The sequence below is a fragment of the Amycolatopsis sp. NPDC104775 genome, from assembly GCF_055583325.1.
Window position 1 is genome coordinate 49,455 of the sequence record NZ_JBVJOE010000015.1, and the last position, 21,523, is coordinate 70,977.

The 21,523-nt window shown below is 70.5% G+C and carries 18 protein-coding genes; 15 read left to right on the top strand and 3 right to left on the bottom strand.

The window, feature by feature from the left end:
• Positions 1–4 precede the first annotated feature (4 nt).
• The 8 genes from ACZ63D_RS40080 (at position 5) to ACZ63D_RS40115 (ending at position 12,046) form a co-directional block, all read left to right on the top strand.
• Positions 5–871 carry a manganese catalase gene (locus ACZ63D_RS40080; protein ID WP_465359556.1) on the top strand — a complete coding sequence of 289 codons (867 nt, stop codon included), beginning with the start codon at positions 5–7 and terminating at the stop codon, positions 869–871.
• Positions 872–1,029: 158 nt separating this feature from the next.
• Positions 1,030–2,298, top strand: a complete 1,269-nt coding sequence (locus ACZ63D_RS40085; protein ID WP_465359557.1) for a hypothetical protein — start codon at positions 1,030–1,032, stop codon at positions 2,296–2,298.
• Positions 2,299–2,338: 40 nt separating this feature from the next.
• Positions 2,339–3,541: an AAA family ATPase gene (locus ACZ63D_RS40090; RefSeq protein ID WP_465359558.1), complete on the top strand. Its 1,203-nt coding sequence runs from the start codon at positions 2,339–2,341 to the stop codon at positions 3,539–3,541.
• The gene (locus ACZ63D_RS40095) at positions 3,541–4,743 is read left to right on the top strand and encodes a vWA domain-containing protein (protein WP_465359559.1); all 1,203 of its coding nucleotides are present in this window, start codon (positions 3,541–3,543) and stop codon (positions 4,741–4,743) included. The genes ACZ63D_RS40090 and ACZ63D_RS40095 overlap by 1 nt, the downstream gene beginning before the upstream one ends.
• Positions 4,744–4,758: 15 nt before the next feature.
• Positions 4,759–5,829, top strand: coding sequence for a serine hydrolase domain-containing protein (locus ACZ63D_RS40100; protein WP_465359560.1), 1,071 nt, complete (start codon positions 4,759–4,761; stop codon positions 5,827–5,829).
• Positions 5,830–6,249: 420 nt separating this feature from the next.
• The gene (locus ACZ63D_RS40105) at positions 6,250–9,927 is read left to right on the top strand and encodes an IucA/IucC family protein (RefSeq protein ID WP_465359561.1); all 3,678 of its coding nucleotides are present in this window, start codon (positions 6,250–6,252) and stop codon (positions 9,925–9,927) included.
• Positions 9,924–11,129, top strand: coding sequence for an MFS transporter (locus ACZ63D_RS40110; RefSeq protein WP_465359562.1), 1,206 nt, complete (start codon positions 9,924–9,926; stop codon positions 11,127–11,129). Before ACZ63D_RS40105 ends, ACZ63D_RS40110 begins: the two co-directional genes overlap by 4 nt.
• Before the next feature lie 101 nt (positions 11,130–11,230).
• On the top strand, positions 11,231–12,046 hold the full coding sequence (locus ACZ63D_RS40115; protein ID WP_465359563.1) for a DUF1206 domain-containing protein: 816 nt from the start codon (positions 11,231–11,233) through the stop codon (positions 12,044–12,046).
• A gap of 348 nt (positions 12,047–12,394) precedes the next feature.
• Here the strand turns inward: ACZ63D_RS40115 and ACZ63D_RS40120 are convergent, their stop codons facing one another.
• Positions 12,395–13,468, bottom strand: a complete 1,074-nt coding sequence (locus tag ACZ63D_RS40120) for a carboxylate-amine ligase (protein ID WP_465359564.1) — start codon at positions 13,466–13,468, stop codon at positions 12,395–12,397.
• Positions 13,469–13,624: 156 nt separating this feature from the next.
• On the opposite strand from ACZ63D_RS40120, the gene ACZ63D_RS40125 reads away from it, so the two are divergent.
• The 7 genes from ACZ63D_RS40125 to ACZ63D_RS40155 all read left to right on the top strand — a co-directional run bounded on the left by ACZ63D_RS40125 (position 13,625) and on the right by ACZ63D_RS40155 (position 20,098).
• A complete protein-coding gene (locus tag ACZ63D_RS40125) occupies positions 13,625–14,104 on the top strand; it encodes a hemerythrin domain-containing protein (protein ID WP_465359565.1) in 480 nt (159 codons plus the stop codon).
• 194 nt (positions 14,105–14,298) lie between these two features.
• Positions 14,299–15,474, top strand: a complete 1,176-nt coding sequence (locus tag ACZ63D_RS40130; RefSeq protein WP_465359566.1) for a radical SAM protein — start codon at positions 14,299–14,301, stop codon at positions 15,472–15,474.
• Between the two features lie 5 nt (positions 15,475–15,479).
• Entirely contained in the window at positions 15,480–15,731 is a 252-nt protein-coding gene (locus ACZ63D_RS40135; protein WP_465359567.1) for an acyl carrier protein, read from the top strand.
• On the top strand, positions 15,728–16,972 hold the full coding sequence (locus tag ACZ63D_RS40140; protein ID WP_465359568.1) for a hypothetical protein: 1,245 nt from the start codon (positions 15,728–15,730) through the stop codon (positions 16,970–16,972). The genes ACZ63D_RS40135 and ACZ63D_RS40140 overlap by 4 nt, the downstream gene beginning before the upstream one ends.
• Positions 16,969–17,883, top strand: coding sequence for a phosphotransferase family protein (locus ACZ63D_RS40145; RefSeq protein ID WP_465359569.1), 915 nt, complete (start codon positions 16,969–16,971; stop codon positions 17,881–17,883). Before ACZ63D_RS40140 ends, ACZ63D_RS40145 begins: the two co-directional genes overlap by 4 nt.
• A complete protein-coding gene (locus ACZ63D_RS40150) occupies positions 17,880–18,920 on the top strand; it encodes a hypothetical protein (RefSeq protein WP_465359570.1) in 1,041 nt (346 codons plus the stop codon). The genes ACZ63D_RS40145 and ACZ63D_RS40150 overlap by 4 nt, the downstream gene beginning before the upstream one ends.
• On the top strand, positions 18,917–20,098 hold the full coding sequence (locus tag ACZ63D_RS40155; protein WP_465359571.1) for a condensation domain-containing protein: 1,182 nt from the start codon (positions 18,917–18,919) through the stop codon (positions 20,096–20,098). The genes ACZ63D_RS40150 and ACZ63D_RS40155 overlap by 4 nt, the downstream gene beginning before the upstream one ends.
• Positions 20,099–20,114: 16 nt before the next feature.
• Here ACZ63D_RS40155 and ACZ63D_RS40160 read toward each other — a convergent pair whose 3' ends face one another.
• On the bottom strand, positions 20,115–20,978 hold the full coding sequence (locus ACZ63D_RS40160) for a serine hydrolase (RefSeq protein WP_465359572.1): 864 nt from the start codon (positions 20,976–20,978) through the stop codon (positions 20,115–20,117).
• 312 nt (positions 20,979–21,290) lie between these two features.
• Positions 21,291–21,464 (bottom strand): hypothetical protein, encoded by a 174-nt coding sequence (locus ACZ63D_RS40165; protein WP_465359573.1) that lies wholly within the window; start codon positions 21,462–21,464, stop codon positions 21,291–21,293.
• Positions 21,465–21,523: the final 59 nt, after the last annotated feature.

Sequence of the window (21,523 nt, forward strand, 5' to 3'; positions counted from 1 at the left end):
GCTGATGTTCCGACACACCAAGCTGCTGCAGTTCGAGGCGAAGCCCGAAAAGCCGGATCCGGTGTACGCGCACAAGCTCCAAGAGCTGATCGGCGGCGCGTACGGCGAGATGACGGTGACCATGCAATATCTGTTCCAGGGCTGGAACTGCCGCATCGAGGGCAAGTACAAAGACCTGATCATGGACACCGCGACCGAGGAGATCGGGCACGTCGAAATGCTCGCCACGATGGTCGCGCGGCTGCTGGAGGGCGCGCCGGCGACCGCGACGGCGGAAGCGGTGAAGGACCCGGTGATGGCCGCGGTGATCGGCGGGATGGACCCGCAGCAGGCGATCGTGGCCGGCGGCGGCGCGCTGCCCGCCGACTCGAACGGCACGCCGTGGAACGGCAAGTACATCGTCGCCTCGGGCAACCTGCTGGCCGACTTCCGCGCGAACGCGGCGGCCGAGGCGCAGGGCAGGCTGCAGACCGCGCGGCTGTACCAGATGACCGACGACCCGGGCGTGAAAGCGATGCTGCAGTTCAATCTCGCGCGCGACACGGTGCACCAGAAACAGTGGCTGGCCGCGATCGAGGAATTGAAGGCCGACGGCCTGGAAAGCGACATCGCGCCGACGGCGTTGTTCGACGAGGAAAACCAGGACCACAACAACACGGTGTGGCATCTGTCCGACGGCCCGGACGGGGCGAAGGCGGGCTGGAGCTTCGGCGGGGAGGGCATCGAATACCTCACCGACCCGAAGCCGCTCGGCGGCCCCGGCACGGCGCCGAAGCCGGACCCCGCGCTGTACGGGACGTATTCGCCGATGCAGGACGTCAAAGGGTCGCTCAAGGGGAAAGCGAAAGAAGTGAAGAACAAGGCTAAGTGACCACGAGCGCCGGGACCTCGGGCCGACTGTGCCCGGGGTCCCGCGTCGTGTCCGCCGGACCCGCGCTCTGCCGCGTCCGGCGCCGATCCTGCTACGCTGACCGTGATGAGCACCTACTCGAACAGATCGGAGGTTCCGTTCGCCGCAGGTGAGTGCTGATGCACCCATTCCCCGCGAACGAGAATCCCCGCCTTCTTTCCTGGGCGCGCGTGCGAGAGTTCGCCGTGCCGCCGTCGATGATCGAGTCAGCGACCGCCCGCCGGACGGCAGGCGACTGGGCCGGAGCCTGTGCCGCCGCCCGCGTCGACGTGGACTTCGATCTGCGCGCAGCAAGCCGGATCCACGGCGGTCAGCTGGTCGCGCAGGTCCGCGCCGATCTGCGGCATCTGGCCCCTGACCTGCTTCGCTGGCATTTCCCGAGGATCGCCCCGGACGGCCTGCTGCGGCCAGGGCTCACGGTGGCCCTGGCCCGGTACCGTCCGCCGGACGGCGAAATCCACCTGGTCGCGCGCACACCGCCGGCGTGGGCCGATGCCGGGCAACGGATCAGCCTCGCACTGTGGTCGCCGTCCCAGCGCGGTGCCGGTCTGCACCCGCATCCCCGTCCGGACCGGCGTTATCGCCTCGATCTGCACCGCCACCTGTGGGACGTGCGCCGAGCGGGCGAGCTGCGGGAACGGTCGGGACGCTGGCCCCCGGACAACGGCAGCGCGTTTCCAGCCGCGGTGGACCGGTGGCTGGCCGAGGCGGCGTTGCTGCTGCGCGCCGACGGGGACGCGGGCGGCCTCGTCTCCGTACGGCTCACCTCCCGGCACCGGCTGACGCTCAACCTGGGCGCGGCGACCCGGGACCGCACCCGTGCGATGCCGGTCTTGCCTGACGCCGCGACCTGGGTCCTGCCCGATCTGGAACTGCTCCACGCCGGGCTGCTCGACGTCGGCCAGCTGCATCCCCTTGTCGCGTCGGCACTTCGGCCCGATCATCAGCCCAGCGCGGACCGGATCTCGGACGGTGCAAGCACTTCCCGCCTCGTCGAGTGCCGCGGCGCCACCCACCGGATCGGGGTGGTGAACGGCGTGCTCGTCCCGCTGGACCACGATCCGGACGAGATCCGTCGCGAGGAACTGCTGGGCGCGCTGGGCGGAGCGGAACTTCCGTGTCGCCGGGCGATCGACGAGGCGCACCGGTTTCCGGAAAATCTCGTGGACGTCCGCGCCCGGCTCGATCACGGAGACGCCGCCGGGGCACTCGCGATCGTCGAGGGCCTGCTCGGCCCGGACGTGCTCCTGCGCAGCGGCGCTCTGCGCGACGAACTGGAAACGGCGGCGCGCCGCCGGATCGCGCACGGCCTCTACCGGGCCGGGCTGGCCGGTGCCGGACCGCTTCGGTCCACTTCGGACACCCGCCGCCGCGCCCGTTCCCACTGAACCTACTCAACCCCCGAGGTGACCAAAACTGTCTGCTGTCATGGAAATCGTGCCTGAAACCCGCCGACCGCTGGATGTCGCCAGCGAGCTTCTCGCCCTGCTGGACGACACGAAAACCGAACCGCGCCCGGACAGTCAGCTGGAAGCGCTGACGCTGGCCGTGTCCGCCGATCTGCCGGTGCTGCTGTGGGGCGAGCCGGGCATTGGAAAGACCGCCGCGCTGAACCACCTCGCCGAGACGCTCGAACTGCCGCTGACCACGGTGATCGCCAGCGTGCACGAGCCGTCCGACTTCTCCGGCCTGCCGGTGGTCGGCGACGATCCCGCGACGCAGGGCGTGCCGATGGCTCCGCCGGACTGGGCCGTGCGCCTGGTCCGCCAGCGCCGGGGATTGCTGTTCCTGGACGAGCTTTCCACCGCACCGCCGGCCGTCCAAGCCGCGCTGTTGCGCGTCGTGCTCGAGCGGCGGGTCGGCGCCCTGCGGCTTCCGCCGGGCGTCCGGATCGTGGGCGCGGCCAACCCGCGTTCCTCCGCGGCCGACGGCTGGGAGCTGAGCCCGCCGCTGGCCAACCGGTTCGTGCACCTGCAGTGGACTCACGACCACGACGTCGTGGTGCGCGGGCTCGGCGGGACCTGGCCGAAAGCGGCGCTGCCCCAGCTGGATCCGGCGCTGCTGACCGAGGCCGTGACGTTCGCCCGCCGCGCGGTCTGCGGACTTCTGACCACCCGGCCCGCGCTCGTGCATCAACTGCCGAAAAGCGAAACCCGCCGCGGCGGCCCGTGGCCTTCTCCGCGCAGTTGGGAAATGACCCTGCGGCTGGTCGCTTTCGCCACCGCGGCGGAGGTTTCGCGGGAAGTGCTGTCCATGCTGGTGCGGGGCACGGTCGGGGACGGTCCCGGTCTGGAATTGCTGGCCAGCCTGGACCGGATGGACCTGCCGGACCCGGAAACGTTGCTCGCGGACCCTGCCGCGGCGGTCTTGCCCGAACGCGGCGACCTGCGCCAGACCGTGCTCGACGGCGTGGTGGAGGCAGTGCGCGAGCGCCCGGAACAGTCCCGGTGGGACGCGGCGTGGTCGCTGCTGGTGCTGGCGCTGGAGACCGGCGCGCCGGATCTGGTCGTCGTGCCCGCGACGACGCTCGCCTCGCTGCGCCGCGACGATTGGCAAGTGCCGCGGGCGATCGAACGCCTTGCCGGAGCGGTGTCCTTGTCCCGGCGGGCGGACTCCGCGGGTGAGAAGTGATGGACGAGGAGAAGCTTTACGCCGCGCGGCTGTATGCCGTCCGCCAACGGCCGTATCTGGCCACGGCGTTGTTCGCCTTGCACGTGGTGGAGTCCCGGCGAGTGCCGACGATGGCCGTGGACCGGCATTGGCGCTGCTACGTTTCGCCGGGCTTCGTAGACCGGATGCCGCTGGAAGAACTGGCCGGGGTCTGGGTCCACGAGGTCTCGCACCTGCTGCGCGACCACCACGGCCGCAGCGACCGGTACGCCGTGCGGCACGAGCTGACCGGGCCGGGGGAGCGGTTGCGGATGAACATCGCGGCGGATTGCGAAATCAACGACGATGTCTTCGGCGACGGTCTTCCCCGGCCAGCGGGCGCGGTCCAGCCGGAAACGCTCAGGCTGCGCGAAGGGCAGCTGATGGAGGAATACCTGGCCCAATTCCGGCTCGGCCCCTACACCGCCGCTTACGCTTGGCTCGACTGCGGCAGCGGCGCCGACGGCTTGGACCGCGAGTGGGACCTGGGCCCGGACGGCGCGAACGCGCTCAGCGAGCAGGAACGAGACGCGGTCCGCTTCCGGGTCGCGCACGGCATCACCGGAAATCCGGGCAACGTCCCGGCAGGCTGGAAACGCTGGGCCGAGGAAGCGTTCCACCCGCCGCAGCCGTGGCGGGAACTGCTGGGCGCGGCGCTGCGGTCCGCGGTTTCCGGCGCGGGCGAGGATTACGTCTACGGCCGTCCCGCGCGCCGGTCGGCCAGCCTGCCCAACGTCGTCCTGCCGAGCCTGCGCCGCCGGCCGCCGCAGGTGTGCGTCATCGTCGACACCTCGCTTTCGGTGAGCGACGCCGAACTGGGCAGCGCGATCCTCGAAATCGCCGCGATCGTCCGCGCGCTCGGCGGCCGGCGTGATCTTGTCTCGGTGCTGTCGTGCGACGCCGCCGCTTATGCCACGCAACAGCTGTGCCGTGCCGAAGGAATTCCTTTGCTGGGAGGCGGTGGCACGGATCTGCGCAGCGGGTTCGCCTCGGCACTGCGAAGCACGCCCCGTCCCGACGTGATCGTGGCACTGACCGACGGCCAAACCCCTTGGCCGAGCTCAAGACCGCCGTGCCGGACGGTGGTGGGCCTGTTCCCGCGCGAGAGCCGGCTGAACGAAAACGATCCCTCCTACCGGCCGGACACGCCACCGGATTGGGCGCGGGTGGTCACGGTGGGATGAGCTAACTTTCGGAGCATGACCTTCACCGGCCTGGACGGCTGGCTCAGCGCCCGAGCCGCTGTCGGCGAGTTCTCCGGCGTGGTGCTGATCTGCCGCGGCGAGAAGGCGGTGTTCTCCGGCGCGTACGGGCAGGCCAGCCGTCGATGGGCGGTGCCGAACCGGCTCGCCCTGCGGTTCGACACGGCGTCCATCACGAAGCTCTTCACCGCGGTGGCCGCTTTGCAGCTGGTGGACGAGGGACGGCTGGAGCTGGACACGCCGATCACCGAGATCGTCGACTTGACCGGTACGGCGATCTCTCCGCGCGTGACCGTGCGGCAGCTGCTCACGCACACCTCCGGCATCGCCGACGACGCGGACGAGGAAGCTGGCGAGAGCTATGCGGCGGTGTGGGCCGACAAACCGGTCTACTCGGTCGTGCGAACGCGGGACCACCTGCCGAATTTCGCCGGCAAGCCACCGAATTTCCCGCCGGGGGAGGGGTGCCGGTACTGCAACGCCGGCTACCTGCTGGTCGGCCTCGCGATCGAGGAAATCACCGGAGCCGCCTACCGCGAGCACGTCCGGAGCGCTGTTTTCGCTCGGGCGGGCATGACCGCGTCGGGCTTCTACGACCGCCGGGAAGCGGCGCCGGACGTCGCCGAGGGCTGGGATCCGGTCGCCGATGCCGCGGGGCGGATCGTCGGCTGGGAGCAGAACATCTTCAGCTATCCGTCGATCGGCGCGCCCGACGGCGGAGCGCACGCCACCGCGACCGACCTGGTGCGGTTCCTGCGTGCCCTGCGCGCTGGCGAACTCCTGTCCGCCGAAGGAACCGAACAGTTCCTCACCCCGCAGGTGCCGCACCACCACGCCGAGGACGGCGACGTGTGGTTCGGTTTCGGGCTGGAATTCGTGGTGGCGCCGGACGGTTCGGTGCGCAGCTACTACAAGGACGGCGGCAACGCCGGGGCCGGCGGCATCGCGCGCCGCTATCCCGCGGAAGACCTCGACGTGGCGGTGCTGTCCAACGCCGAATACGGAAGCCTGGCCGTGATCCGCGAAATCGATCGGCGGATTCGCGGCGGGGAAAGGACGAAAAGTTAATTGGCGTGGCAAAGTATGAGACACTGCTCCAGTTGAGTCCTCAACCGGGCCGCGCGGGGGGCGCGAACGAGTGCGGGAATGTCCGAGTTTATCGGGTTGTGATAGGTGTGTTCATCTTTTGTTAACCTCTACGTTCCTGTCTGGTTAACCTTGGCACCGTCACCATAATCGACCATGTCCTCCCCCGCCCAGGTTAGTGAAAATGCTTTCATCACCCCGCCGGGAGACGCCCTTTCTCCCGAAGAACGTGCCGTATTCGACTGCCTCGAAGAATGGGGACCGGCCGCGCCTGCCGGTATTTCCCGAAAATACGTTGAATGTCTTCCCGAGGCCCGCGCGGCGACAATGTCCCGCCTGCTTTCCGCTGTGGTTCGCGAAGGTCTGCTGAGCACGGGAACGGCCCGCGAACGAGGCCTGGAAATGCGGCTGCGCCCGGCGACGAAGACCGGCCGGCTGGTCCTGGCCGGTCCGGTGCGCCTCGACGGCCAGGAGGTCGCCGATCCGTTGCTGCTGTGGGATTTTCTCGCGGAGAAGCGGCTGTGTCCCGGTGAGGGGGACGCGTGGCGGCGGCTGCGCGCCGAACTCGCCAGTAGTATCGCCGTTCACGCACTGTCCTTGACCGCCGCGGCCGTGTTCGCGGCCGAGCTGCGCGAGCGGGATGATTCCGGCGCCGCGCCCGCGACCCGTCCGTTCGGCTCCCTCGTCGCCGCGCTCCGCGATTCGGGCGAGGAAGGTTCGCTGCTGATTCCGTTCGAGCGAATGGTCGTCGAGGGGCATCCGCTGCATCCGGTCGCGAAAATGAAAACCGGGATGTCGCCCGAGGACATCGTCCGCTATTCACCGGAATTCGGCCCGGAGTTCGGCCTGCCGCTGGTCTCGGTTTCCCGGGACGTCGCCGCCGGGGCGAACGACCTCGACGCCGCGCAAGCATTGCTCAGCGAATGCTTTCCGCGAACGGTCGCCGCGGCGGCGGTCGAGATGCGCGCGGCCGGGCTGATCCCCGAACAGCGCGTGCTGATTCCCGTCCATCCGCACCAGCGTTTTCACGCCTTGCCGGTGCTGCACGCCGGCGCGCTCGCCGACGGCACGGTGGTGCCGCTGCGGACCCGGATCCCGGCGCGGCCGCTGATCTCGGTCCGGACCCTGGCGGCGCGCGAGACGGCGGCGAGCACCGGGCTGCACGTCAAAACCGCGCTGGAAGTGCAGCTCACCAGTGCCGTCCGCGGGGTCTCGCCCGCCGCCGTGCACAACGGCCCGCGCCTGTCCGCGCTGCTCGAACAGATCGTCGCCGCGGATCTGGACCTGGCGCTCGCCACCCCGGACGGCCGCCCCCGGTTCGCGGTGCTGCGAGAACTGGCGAGCGTCGCGTATGTGCCGCCGGACGACCGAAACGCCGGGGCCGCCACCGCGCAGGCCCGGCGTCGTTCGCTGGCCGCCGTCCTCCGGGAAGACAGCGAAGACCTGCTCGGCCCGGACGAGTTGTCGATGCCGATCGCCGCGCTGTTCGCGAAATCGCCGGTGACCGGCGCCAGCCTGCTCCACGACCTGCTCGCCGAGACCGCGTCGGTCACCGGCAGCCCGCTGAGCGAGGTGGCGAAGCAATGGCTGGCCGCGCACGTAGAGCGCTGCGTTCCGCCGGTGCTGACGCTGCTCGTCCGCTACGGCATCGCGCTCGAACCCCACCCGCAAAACACCGTCCTCGTGCTCAAAGACCGGTGGCCGCACCGGGTTCTGCTCCGGGATCTCGGCGCCGCGCGGCTGCTGGAATCCCGGCTCGCCCGGCGTGCCCTGTCCGGGGAGTTCCTGCCCGGCTCGCCGCTGCTCGCGAGCGACGCCGAGGCGCTCCGCGGCAAGCTGTACTACCCGCTTTTCGGCCATCATCTCGGGGAACTCGTCGCCGAGCTCGCGAACGCGTCCGGCTGTTCGGAAGACAGCCTGTGGCCAGTGGTGGGGGAGTGCGCGCGGCAGGCGTTCCACCGGCTCGCCATGTCCGCCTGCTGCCCGGAAGAGGCCGAGGACGCCAGGGCGGACGCCGAAGCGTTGCTGAGCGGCCCGTGGCAGCACAAAGCATTGCTGACCATGCGGTTGAAGAACCTCGTCACCGATCAGCAGTACGTCGCGGGGCCGAATCCGCTCGCCGCGCCGGCCGCGGAGCCGGACCCGCCGGACCTCAACGACGCGGAACGGGAAATGCTGGACTGCCTGCGCGAGCGCCGGCCGGAACTCGTGCGGCCCTGGCTGGACGAACTCGCCGGGGCCCGGCTCAGCACCCTCAACGGGGCCTGCGGCGCGCTGCTGCGCGAACGGAGATCGTTGCCCGCCAAGCGGATTGCCGAAGCCGTTCTTCCCCTGGACGGGCCGCCGCCGGTGTCCCCGGGCGTTCTCGCGCTGCTGGATACCTATCCGGGAAGACTGATCTGCGTGACCTTGCGCTCGGGACGGCGCCTGGCCGCGGTGTGCGAGCGGGAAAACGGGTTCGGGGTCAACGAAGTGGTGAGTCCGGTCGTGGTCAGCGACGGCGTCGAAGTCCGCGCGCTCGAACGCCCCGAGCAGCTGGTCGACGCCGTCGCCTCGTCTGGCGGGGAGATGGATTGGGGCGCCCTGCGCGACGATCTCGTCGACTCCGCGCGCAATCTCGCCCTGTCCCGCGCCTGCGTCCGGCACCGCTTGGCCGCGCGTCCGCACCGGATCGCGGCGGCGGCCGAGCAGCGCGCCGTCTCCGACCTCGCGCTCGACCTGGACGCCGTCTGCGCGGAAGGGCACACGATCCACCTCAGCCCCCGGGTCCGCCGCGGCTTCACCCCAGCGGATTCTCTCGCTTACTGCCCGGAGAGCGCCGACACCGTAGGGCTCTCTTTTGTCGCGGTGCGCAAGGATTCCGTGTTCTCGACGCCCGATCCGTCGGGCGCGTCGGTCGGAGCGGTCGTGGCCGACCATTTCCCCGCGACCGCCGCGCGTGCCTTCGACGGGCTCGCCGCCCGCGGCCACGCGCCCGCCGGGTACGAGCTGATTCCCGTGCACCCGTGGCAGCTGCGGAGCCGGCTGGCCGCCGAGTACCCCGAAGAACTGGCGACGGGCGGCATCGTCCCGCTTCCCGAAGCGCAGCTGGCGTGCCGGCCGACCGTCTCGGTGCGCACCCTGGTCACCGCCGCCGCGGGAAGGCACGGACGGCGGCTGACCGTGAAGACCTCGCTCGACGTCCAGCTCACCTCGCGGCGGCGCACGATCTCGCCCGCGACCACCGGCAACGGCCCGCGGATGAGCTGTCTCCTGCAACGCCTCCTGGCGGACGACCCCAGCACGCGCGGCAAGGTCGTCTGCGTGCCGGAGCTGGCCGGGATCGCGTTTTCCCCGCCGGAGAACGACGCCGCGGCCTCGCGGGAACGCGGCCTTTCCGCGCTGCTGCGGGCAGATCCCGCCGACTACGCGATGCCAGGCGAGATCGTCTTGTCCGCCTGCGCGTTGCGCGGAGCGGCGCATCCGGACGGAACCGTGCTGGCGGAATTGGTCCAGGAACGCTCATCCCGGTCGACCGGTACCGCGGCCCCGCTCGAATTCTTCGAACGCTACGCGGATCTGATGCTGACCGCGGGGCTCCCGCTGCTGTGGCGCTACGGCATCGGCCTGGAAGCCCATCTGCAGAACACGCTGCTGGTGGTGCGCGACGGGCTGCCGGTCCGGGTCCTCGTCCGCGACTTCGGCGGGATCCGCGTCCATCCGGGCCGGATGCGCGAGGCGGGCCTCGAGTTCGCCCCGCACCCCGATTCGATCACCTTCGCCGACGACATCGACCACGTCCGCCGGAAGGTGTCGTACGCGTTGCTGCAGGCCAACATCGCGCACGTGGTGACGATGTTCGCGGCGACCTGGGACCTGCCCGGCGAACAGCTGTGGGCGACGGTCCGGGCGAAGATGACCGAGCTGCTGGCCGGTCTGCCCGAACACCTGCTCGCCAGGGCGTCCGCGGACGTGGACTTCCTGATGACGTCCCATCTTCCGCAGAAAGCGTTCGGGCTCATGCGGTTGCTGGCCGCCGACCACGACATCTACCTGCCGCAGGCCAATCCGCTGCACGGCGCGGGCGATCCCGTGTCATGACCGCGGGCGCTGCCGGACGCCTGCCGCTGCGCCTGTTCCTGGCCGGCACGCTGTCCTCCCGGATCGGCGACACCGCGGATCTCGTGGCGCTGAACTGGTATGTGGTCGAGCAAACCGGTTCGGCCACCGCGCTGGCGACGGTGAACGTGGTGCGGCTCGCGCCCATCCTGCTGTTCACCGCGCCGGCCGGATGGCTCGCCGACCGCTACGACAAACGTCGGCTTCTCGCGGGCCTGCGCGTGGCGCTCTTCGTCTCGACCCTGTGCCTCGCCTGGATCGTCACCGCTGGCGGCCCGCTGTGGCTCGTGTGCGCGATGGTGTTCGCGCGAGCCTCAGCGGGCAGCGCCGAACCCGTGCTGAGACAAACCCTCCTGCCGCAGCTGCGCGGCCAGAGACCGCTCACCGCCGTGATCGCGATGCACTCCGCCTGCCTGAACGGGGCGATGGTGCTCGGCCCGGCGGCCGGTGCGGTCGTGCTCGCGGTCAGCTCGGTCCCCATCGCGTTCTGGTTCAACGCTTTCTGCACGCTGGTCGCCCTGTGCTGCCTGACCGTGCTGCCGGATCCCGCTTCGGCACCGCCGTCCCCGGACCCTTCACCGCCCGCGGAGTCGGTCTGGCAGCTGCTCCGGCAGAACCCGGCGATGCGCAGGCAGATCGCCCTCGCGATGGGGCCGATGCTGTTCGCTTTCCCTTACACCGCAATGATGCCGCTGCTGTCGAAGGATCTTTTCCACGGCGACGGAAGCACTGCGGCCCTGCTGCTGACTTGCGGCTCGGCCGGAGCGCTGGCCGCGTCGACGACCATGTCGAGGCGGCCGCCGTCGAACCCCGCCCGGCTGGCCGCGATCGGCGCGGTGCTCCTCGGCTTCGCGCTGCTGGTGCTCCTCGTGCCGAGCGGCTTCACGGGAACGGCCGCCGCGATCGGAGCCGGAGCGACGATGGTGGTGGTCGGGCTCGTCGGGCAGTGTTACCGCACCGCCAACCGGGCGGCCCTGCAGGCGAGCGCGCCGGGCAGCCTGCTCGGCCGGATCATGGGCATCGCGAGCACGGACCGGGCGATGATCCCGGTCGGGACCGCGGTGCTGGGGCCGCTCGCGGAGGTCGCGGGGACGCGGGCGATGGTGGCGTTCATGGGGCTCGGGTGCGTCGTCACGACGTTGCTGACGCTCCGGATCCGCCGGGCCCGGCTGGCTCCGACCTGACGCCGGGACTGCTCACCCTCCGCGACCCCGCCCTCACCCGGTCCGGCGGATTCCGCCACCTGGCCTAGCGATGCCGCGACAGCAGCGGGTATCCCCACCGCATGAACCGGATCGCCGACAAGGTCGCCCGCGGCGAACAGACCGACACCGCGCAGCTGCTCGGCCGCGCGGGGATGGCCTGTTACGCCCTCGTGCACCTCATCCTCGCCTACCTCGCCGTGCGGGTCGCCTTCGGCGGCGGCGAGCAGACCGACCAGAAGGGAGCCCTGCAGGAGGTCGGGTCGACGGCGTTCGGCCAGGTCCTGCTGTGGGTGCTCGCGGCCGGTCTGGTCGCGTTTGGACTGTGGCAGTTCCTGATGGCCGCGACCGGCTACACCTGGACCAGCGGAGGCAAGCGGACCCGCAAACGGCTCGGGGCCGCCGCGCGGGGAATCGTCGTGCTCGCCCTCGGCGCCACCGCCTTCCGGCTGGCCGCGGGCAAGGGCGGCGGGGGTTCCAGCGACCAGACCCAGCAGGAGTTCACCGCGAAGCTGCTCCAGCTGCCCGCCGGCCCGGCGCTCGTGGTGGTCGCCGCCGCGGTGGTGCTCGGCGTCGCGATCGCGGCCGGGGTCAAAGGCGTGAAGCAGACCTTCCTCGAAGACCTCGACCCCGCCGGGCTGCCCGGCAAAACGCGCCGCTGGGTCGGCCGCCTGGGCACCACCGGATACCTGGCCAAGGCCGTCGTTTTCGCGGTGACCGCGATCCTGCTGGGCTACGCCGGGTTCCGCGCCGACGCCAAACGAGCGGGCGGACTGGACGCCAGCCTCAAGACCCTCGCCGCGCAGCCGTTCGGCACGGTGCTGCTGACGGTCGTCGCGTTCGGCCTCGCGGCGTTCGGCGCCTACTGCCTGGCCGCGGCGTGGGCGCATCGGCGTTGACGGGGTGAGGCGGAGCGAGCGGCTCCACGACATCTTCGCCGTGTCTGCGTTCGGCGAAGCGCCGTCGGTCGGCGTCGCTGGCCCCGGCGCACAGCTCCGCCGTGGTTTCCTGGGCAAATTCGAGGTGCCTGGCTGATTCGAGGGCGAGTGAGGTTCGCTCGGTCTGGTTGGCGAGCGCGGCCCTTCGTCGGTGCCAACTCGCATTGTTGTTCGGCGCAGCGTCGTTATCGTTGGCCTCGGCGCACAGCTGCGCCGTGGCTTCCCGGGCGAATTCGAGGCCGGGCGAGGTCCGCTCGATCAGCCCGGCGAGCACGGTCCTCCGTCGGCGTCAGGTCCGCATCGCCAGGTTCAGGCAGGCCCCGCGAGCAGATCCACGACGTCCTCTCCTCGCCCCCGTTCGGCGAAGCGCCGCCGTTGCCGGTCCGCGCCGCTGCCCTCAGCGCACAGCCGCGCCGTCGCTTCCCGAGCGAATTCCAAGTCCCCAGCCGCTTCCAGAGCAGCGGAAGTCCGCTCGATCAAATCGGCGAGCACAGCCTTCGTCGGGGCCAGGTCGCCGCTGCCCGGGTGCGGGCAACAGCCGCTGACACCGTCCCGCGACGCGCGCCAGAGCTGCGCGCGCAGCACCTCGTTCGACAGATGCGGCGGGGGATCGTCGTCGTCCAGCGCGGTGGCGACCAGGCCGCGGGCCAGCACGCCGAGCAAGACCGCTTCCTCCGGCGTCGCGGCGACGTCGGCGATGCGGAACTCGATGGTGGGCTGCTTTTCCGAAAGCCGGACGTCCCAGTAGACCATCCCGCGGTCGAGGATCGCGCCCGAGCGCAGCCACGCGTCGACGACGCTTTCGTACTCGTCGAGCGACGCGAACCGCGGCGGCGGCCCGGCCGAGGGCCATCGGCTCCATTGCTGGTAGCGCCAGCTGCGGTACCCGGTGTCGTAGCCGTCGGAGATCGCGGAATTCGCGGTCACGGTCAGCAGAACCGGAAGCCACGGCCGGACGCGCCCGAGCACCTGGATGCCGGTCTCCTGGTCCGAGATCGCGACGTGCACGTGACAGCCGCAGGTCAGCGAAGTCCGCGCGGTGGCCCCGAAATGCTCGCCGATCCGTTGGTAGCGCGGACTCGGGGTGAACCCCGGCCGCTCCTCTTCCGCCGCCGGCGGCGAACCCGCGGGCAGTACCCGGCAGCTCCGCCGGCGCGCGGCTTCAGCGAGGTCCTCGCGCAGTTCGCGCAACCGCCGCAGTGCCTCGTCCCGCGTCCGGCACACGTCGGTGGCGATCTCGGCCTGCGAGCGGATGAGCTCGTGCTGCAGTTCGCCGCCGCCTGATTCCGCGGCATCGTCGACCACCTCGTCCGCCTGGGCCAGCCGTCCGGCGCGGTCGACGACGAAGAATTCCTCTTCGACGCCGAAGGTCAGCTCGTTCACCGATGTTCTCCTGGGTCCGGGGGCATCGGAGTACCCCGCCGGCTCCGCGCGCAAACAACGTTTTCCCGGCCGGAAAAAGGGTAATCCCGCGGACGAGAAACGGCGGGCGGGGCGACCCTGCGCTGCCCGCGCCCGGACCGCACTGTGAGGACACCGATGTCGACCGACGCGATCGTGCTGCTCAAGAACGACCACAAAACGGTGGAGAAGCTGTTCAAGGAGTTCGAAAAGGCGGACGAGGGGGCGCACCGGGAAAAGCGCCGCATCGTCGATTCGATCATCGAAGAGCTGACCGTGCACGCCTACATCGAGGAAGAGATCTTCTACCCGGCGGCGAAGGAAGCCGTGCCGGAGACCAAGGACCACGTCCTGGAAAGCGTCGAGGAACACCACGTCGTGGTCTGGATGCTCTCGGAACTGCTGGACCTCGACCCGGAGGACGAGACGTTCGACGCCAAGGTGACCGTGCTGACGGAAAACGTCCGCCACCACGTCGAGGAAGAAGAGGACGACTGGTTCCCGGAGGTCCGCTCGGCCATGGGCCGCAAACAGCTCCAGGAACTGGGGCAGCGGATGATCGACGCCCGGCCGGACGCGCCGAAGAATCCGCTGAAACTGCAGAGCGCCAAAGCGTGATCGCTGTTCGGAGGCGGGGAACTCCCCGCGCGCGTTCCCCGCCTCCGAATGGCCGCGGGTGCGTTCGCAGGGCGGGGAAAACCTTCCCGGATGTCCCGTTTTCGCGGTCGTCCCCTGCCGTCCGGTCTTAGGGGTGCCGTCGTCCCCTCGTCGTTCCTAACCTCGGAACGAGCCGCACCGGAGGGGGACGATCGATGCGTCCGCTGACCACGAGAACGTTGACTGCCAAGGAATTCGCCGATCTCAAGCACACCGTGGCGCTGCGCTCGTCAGCGCGCCGGGCCGTCGCCGAAGACCCGGCATACGCCACGCCGTTGCCGCGAGAGCTGTGCCTGCAGCTGACCTATCGCTGCAATCTGCGCTGCAGCCACTGCTATCAGTGGAGCGAGCAGGGTTTCTTTCGGGACTTCGACTCCGCTAAGCAGCGGACCGAACTCGACGTGGATATCGTCGCGAAACTGCTGGACGCCACGGAATCCGTACGCTCGAAAGTGTTCGTCTGGGGCGGCGAGCCGTTGATGCACAGCCGGTTCGGCGACATCGCGGAACTGTTGCGCCGTTCGCCGCGCACCGTCACCGTCTGCACGAACGGTTTGCTGTTCAAGCGCAACCTCGACCACCTCCTGGCGCTCGGCGAGAACCTCAATCTCCTGGTGAGCCTCGACGGCCTCGGCGCCGACCACGAAGAGCTGCGCGGCCGCGCCACCTTCGCCCGCACCACGAAGAACATCGAACTGATGCTCGGCCTCAAGCGCGAAGGCGTTTTCGCGGGCGAGGTTTCGGTGAATTGCATGGTGTCGCACCGGACCGTGGACACGATGTACGAATTCATGGAATGGGCGGAGGATCTCGGCGTCAACACGGTCTATTTCCAATTCCCCTGGTACATCAGCCCCGAGGTGGCCGAAGCCATGGACCGGGTGTACGCCGAGTCGTTCGCCTGGTTGCGCAACGACACCGGCACCGCCCGGCCGACCTGGCATTCCTACACTTACCGGCTGCCTCCGGAATGCCTGCCGGGGCTGCGCGAATCGATGGCGCGGCTGGCGTCCCGGCGCTGGCGCGTGCGGATCCGCTACCAGCCGCAGCTGGAGCCGGACGAGGTCGAGGACTTCGTGCTCGGCACGCCGAAACCGGCTCAGCACCGCAGCCGGTGCCTCGCGGTGTCCAACCGGATGGAAGTGCACGCCGACGGCAACGTCAGCTCGTGCAAGTTCTTCCCCGAGTTCGTGGTCGGCAACCTGTACGAGACCGACCCGGTCGCGTTGTGGCACAACGAATCCTTCCGGGAGATCCGCCGCGTCCTCGGCGCGAACGGGATGATGCCCGTCTGCTCGCGGTGCGTCCTCCTCTACCTCAACGGAGTGTGAGTACCGTGGCAGACCTCGAACGCAGGGTCGCCGATGTGCTGGTCGGCGTGCTGGACAACGGGACCGCGGCCGGGGAGATCGGCCCGGCCGCCGACCTCGTCGACGACTACGGGCTGGACTCCCTGCAGATGATCTCGTTCCTGCTCGGCGTCGAGGACGAACTCGGCGTGCAGCTGGACTACGAGCATCTCGAACTCGACGACCTGCGCGTGTTCGGCCGGTTCACCGGGTTCCTGCGGACACTCGTGCCGTCATGACCGCGACGGCGCGCTTCGGCACCTTCGACGCCGAGCGCTGGTGGCGGCCCGCGGACCTGGCCACTCTGCCCGCCGCGCCCGGCGGCACCGCTGTCGACGACATGGACGAACTGCTCGCCGCGGAGTGCTCGCCGGGCGACCTGGTGCTCACTCGCCGCGCTCTGGCCTGGGAAATCCGCGCGTCGCTGGCCGGAGGCGGCATCGAGTTCGACCATCAGGTGGTTTCGGCGCCGTCCGGAACCCCCGTCGAGCGGGTTGTCGCCCCGGCGACGCTGGCAGCGCTCGCCGGACGGCCGGGGATGGCTCCGTACGCGGTGCTGCCGGACACCGTCGGGCTGGCTGGCCGGCTTGGTCGTGCCGACTGCCTTCCGGCCGCGGAAACCGTGGCAGAGGTCAATTCCAAGACGTGGTCCCACACCCTGGCGAAGTCGCTCGGGCTGCCCGGCGCGGGCGTCGTCGTCCGGTCCGCGGCGGAACTCGCCGCAGCGGTCGGCACGCGGCCCAGCGTGGTGAAAGACCCGTACGGAGTCTCCGGCCGCGCCACGCTGGAGGTCGCGACCCCCGGCGTGCTGCGAGCCGTCACCCGCACTCTGGAAGCCCAGAACGCCCGCGTCGAACTCCTGGTCCAGCCTCGATTCGACCGGCGCACGGACTTCTCGGCGCACCTGCGCGTCGACCCGGACGGGCGCTGGGAAACGCTTGGCGTGCAAGTGATGCACAACCGCGGCTTCCGGCACGCCGGGTCGGAGCCCGCCCCGGACGGGCTGCTCGCCGAGCTGGCCGCGGCGGGTTACGGCGAAATCCTCGCCGCGGTAGCCGAAGCCCTGGCCGCGGCAGGCTACTGGGGACCGGCGGGCGTGGACGCGATGGTGCTCACGGACGGAACGCTCGTGCCGGTGCTGGAAGTCAACGCACGCCGGTCCCTGGGCCTGTTGTCGCTGCTGCTGGACCGCCGCGTCCGCCCGCACGGCCTGCGCTGCCACCTGTGGCGGTTCGACCTGAAAGTCCCGTCCGGCAAGGGAATCGGCGACCTCTTCGCCGCATTGCACCGGTTCCGGCTCGACTACCGCGGCCGCGCGGCCCCCGGTGTCACTTTGCTCGGCGGCAGCGGGCTCGCGGCGCCCGGCGGCCGGATCTACTGCGCGCTGATGGCCCGCCCCGGCAAGAGCGCGACCCTGCGCGCCGCTCTGCTCGACGCGATCTCGGCGACCGGGATGACCGCGCGGGGAGAGACCGGATGATCGCCGAGGTGCTCGCCGCGGCCGGGGTGCGGGAGGCGGAATGGGCCCCGCTGACCGGGGCGAGTTTCAACACCGTCTACCGGATCCGGCCGCCCGGGCTGGTCGTCAAGGTGTCCCCGCCGCCGGACGCGCCCGCGTTGACCTACGAGCGCGGCCTGCTGCGCACCGAAGCGCTGTTCTACGAAACGGCCGCGTCCGCCGCGCCGGTTCCGCGCGTGGTGCACACCGATTTCTCCGGACGCCTGGTCGACGGCGACGTCCTGGTCCTGACCGAACTCCCCGGCGTCAGCTGGGCCGATCGCCGGGTTCCTCCCGCGGAACGCGCCACACTCCGGACCGAACTCGGCGGCCTCGCGGCGCGCCTGCACCAGATCAGCGGCACCGGCTTCGGTTACCCCGGGAGGCTCTCGCCGAGCTGGCGCACCGCGTTCACCGAGATGCTGGACGCCGTGCTGGCCGATGCCGAACGGTTCGCCGCCGCCTTGCCGCTCCCGCTCGACCACATCCGCAGGACGCTCCTGGCGTGCACCGCCGTCCTGTCCGAGGTGCGGACGCCGGTGCTGGTCCACTTCGATCTGTGGCCCGGCAACATCCTGCTCGGCGACGCCGGGATCACCGGCCTGATCGACGGCGAACGCGCGTTCTGGGGAGACCCGCTCGCGGAGCTGGTGTCGACGGCCCTCTTCGGCGACATCGAACGCGACACGAGCTTTCTGCGCGGCTATCGCGAGGCGGGCGGCGAGCTGGTCTTCACCGAGAGCGCCCGCGTGCGGCTCGCGCTGTACCGCTGCTATCTGTACCTGATCATGCTGGTCGAGACGGTGCCGCGGGGAAGCGGTGATTCCGCGGCGACCCGGCTGGCGGCCGCGCATCTGCGTCGGGCTTTGACGTTCCTCGGGAGGTCGTCGTGATCGAAGTGCTCACCTCCGGCGTGGCGCTGGGCGTGCACGTCCCGGGTCTCCTGCTCGCGCAGCGCTTGCGCGAACGCGGCGCTGCTGCGGACGTCAGCGTCATCGAACGTCTGCTGCCCGAGTCGAAACTCGCCACCACCGCCGAGATGAAATGGGCCTTCCACCGCGATTTCCGGCTGGCCAAAGCCGGGCATCGGCTCGCGACCGACCCGGCGGCGGTGACCGACCCGGCGGCCGAGACAGCCTTGTTCGCCCACTGGGACGCGGAGCACGTCGAGACTTTCGTGCTCTTCTCCGGATTCTGGCTGCCGATCGTCGAGCGCTACCTCGCTCGCGGCCGCGCAGTACGGGTGGTGCTCTGCCACATCGACGCGATCGCCTCGCCGTCGTTTCGGAAGGCCGCCGGGTGGCAGGTGCTGCACGAGGATGTCTTCCTGGTGGACGGGACGTCGATGACGGTCCCGTGCAGCGTGCCAGTGAGCGCGCGACCGCCGCTGTTGTGGGCAGACCGCGAACACCGGCTGTACCTGCACGGCGGCGGATGGGGGATGGGCACTTACCGCGAGCACGTCCCCGAACTGACCAGCGCCGGGTTCGGCCTGGACGTTCTGGCCTACCGGGAGTCCGATGTGGACACCCGTCCCGGGGTGCGTTATTTCATGACAGATCCGGACTGGCATCCCTGGCACGACAACGGTTTCCCGCCATTCCGCCCGGTCGGCGGCGAGACGTACACGCGTGGTGAGGCGCACCCGGATTCGTTCGAGCTGGTCCGCGCGGCGCGGGCGATGGTGAGCAAACCCGGGGGCGGGACGTGCCTGGATTCGCTGTGGGCGGCGACCCCGTTGCTGTTGCTGGAACCGTTGGGAGCGGCCGAAAAGCGCAACGCCGACGTGTGGCAGAAGCTCGGTTTCGGCCTCCCGTACGAAACGTGGCGCGACAGCGGCTTCTCCGGCGATCTGCTCGCCGAGATGCACGAGAACCTGCTGCGCGCGCTTCCGGGAATCGCCGACTACTCCGCGGAGCTGGCCGCGTGAGCACGCGCCCGCTTTCGGTGTTCCAACGGGTGATGCTGGACCTGCGTCGGCACGCCGCGGACTTCACCGGCGAATGGTTCACCATGAACGCCGTCCTCCGGCTGAGCGCGCCCCTCGACCCGGACGTGCTGTCCGCTGCCTTGACGAAACTGGTGGCCCGGCACGAAATCCTGCGCACGCGGGTCGCCGACGACGCCCAGGTGGTGTCCCCGCCCGGCCCGCCGGTTTTCGACGTATGCCGGGGCGGGGACCCGGCCGATTGGCTGCACGCGCCGGTGCCGCCCGAATCCGGGCCGCTGGTGGTCCGCCTGGTGCGCGACCCGGACCTGCTCGCGGTGCACCTGCACCATCTGGTCGCCGACCCCAGCACGGTCTGGGCGGTCTGCCGGGAGCTTGCCGCGCTGTACTCCGCCGAGCTGGGCGGCGCCGCGCCGCCGGCGCCGACCGCGCAGTACGGCGACTACGCGGCCGCCGAAGACCGGCAGCGCCGGGCGGCGGAAGACGGGGACCGGGCGTGGTGGAAAACCGCGATGGCGCAGGATTTCGCATCAGTGCGCAAGGACGAGACCAGCGCGCCGTACGCCGAGCGCGCGACCCTGCTGCCCGCGCCCGCACTGGAGGCTGTCCACCGGTTCGCGCGGACTCACCGCACCACCCCGGCCACGACGTTGTTCGCCGCGCTGGCCTGCGCGATGCGGCCGCACACGGGGCCGGGACCGCTGGTCTTCACCACCGTGTTCGGCCTGCGGGATCGCCCCGAGTGGCGACGGATGCTGGGTCCTTGCCTGCTCACCGCGTACGTCCCGCTCCCGGCTCCGCCGCCGCTGCTGACCCCGGAGTACGCGGTCGAGGTCCGCGACGTCCTGCGGGACTGCCGTCGGCACTGCCGGTACCCGATGCCGGAAGTCCGCGAGTCCTCCGCCCTGCCGGACACGGTGCCGTTCTACGAATACGTTCCCGACGACTGGCCCGAGCCGTACGCGTTCGGCCCGGTCACCGGCCAGGTCGTCGCGGCGGCTGGCCCCAAGGACACCCGCGCCCCCACGACGCTGGCCATCCGCTCCCGCTCGACCGCCGAGGGAACCCTGACCGCGCACGTCTCCTCCGACGGCCGGGGCTGGACGCGCGATCGTGTCCGGTCGCTGTGGCCCGTAGTGGCCGAGCAGGTCACCAGATAGTCCACAATGGACCCACTCAGACGAGCTTGCTGGCAGCCCCCAGCGAATCCTTCAACATCCCAGTAGCAGCCGTCAGCGCCCTGGCCGCACTGCCGACGTCGATGCCGTCGTCCCAGCTGCTCATGACCGCCACGGCGAAGGTCCGGGACCCGGTCCGGACCAGGCCGGTCGTGTTGAGCACCCTTCGCCCGTCGGAGGTGCCCCAGCCCTGCTTTACCGCCCACGCCGCGTCCGGGAAGGCGCGAGGGATCCCGAAGTGCTGGTCGAATCCGTCGGCGGCGTTGAGCGGAGCGTTTTCCAGTGCCTCGGTGAGGAAATCGCGTTCGTCAGCGGTCCGTGCCGAGGTGATGTGCCGGTAGACCGTGACGACGTCCTCGGGCGACATCTTGGTCGAGCCCCATTGGCCGGGGTCCTCCGGCGGCGAGGTGTGCGTCAGTCCGAGCTTCCCGGCCTGCCGCCGGACGATCGCCGGCCCGCCGAGCTGCTGCCAGAGCCGGCTGGCGACCCGGTCGTCGCTGGCCGCGAGCATGGCGTGGACGGCGGCGCTGTCGTCGGGGGTTCCGGAACGGTCGAGGAGGTCGAGCGCGATGAGCAGCTTCACCACGGACGCGGTCGGCTGCGGCTGATCGGCTTTCCAGCTGACTTCCACCGCGCAGGCGTCGAGGTCGACGACCTCGATCTCGAGCCGCGGGTCGTTCCCGTTGCTCAGCAAGGCTTTCCGGGCTTCGGCGACGGCTTCGGAGTGCTTGCCCGCCGCCGCGGCCGGGGCCGATCCGCACGCGGCCTGCCAGTCGGTCCCGCCGGAACTGGCGGCCACGACGATAGCGGCGGTCAGCCCTCCGGCGACGGCGAGCGCCGCGAACCCCACGAGCATCTTCATCGACGCCAACTCCTTCGGCAACGGTCCGCTTCCGCGGGAAGCGGGAGCGCTCCGAAGGTAGGGAGACCCGGGGACCGGCAGAATCGTCCGAAGAGTCCGTCCATTCCGGCCAGTCGGCGGGCAACCCCGTCCGGGCATCGGCCATCCGGCCGACCCGCGGCGGGCTGACCTGCGACGGCTCCGCGGCCGGTGCCGACCCGGCGAAGGCGGCCGGAAGACCGGGCGAGTCGGCGACAGCGAAAGCCGGAGGACGTTCAGGCAGCTCCGCCTGCCCGTTCGTCCTTCTCGCCGTCGCCGGTTTCCGGGGTGCGGTCAGTCGGTTTCCGGCTGCTGCCACGCCCGTCCGGCCCGCTGGGCGGCCAGCGGGATCTCGTTGCCGACCTCCTGCCAGTTCTGGTCCGTCGGGTCGTGGCCGTCGATCCACGCGCGCCGCGGCGCCGGGATGGAGCCGGTGGCCGGCTGCGGTTTTTCCGTCATCTGAGTCATGATTCCTCCGTCTCCGGGCGAAGACCAGCTCGGATTACCCCTATCGGGGCCCGCGAAAC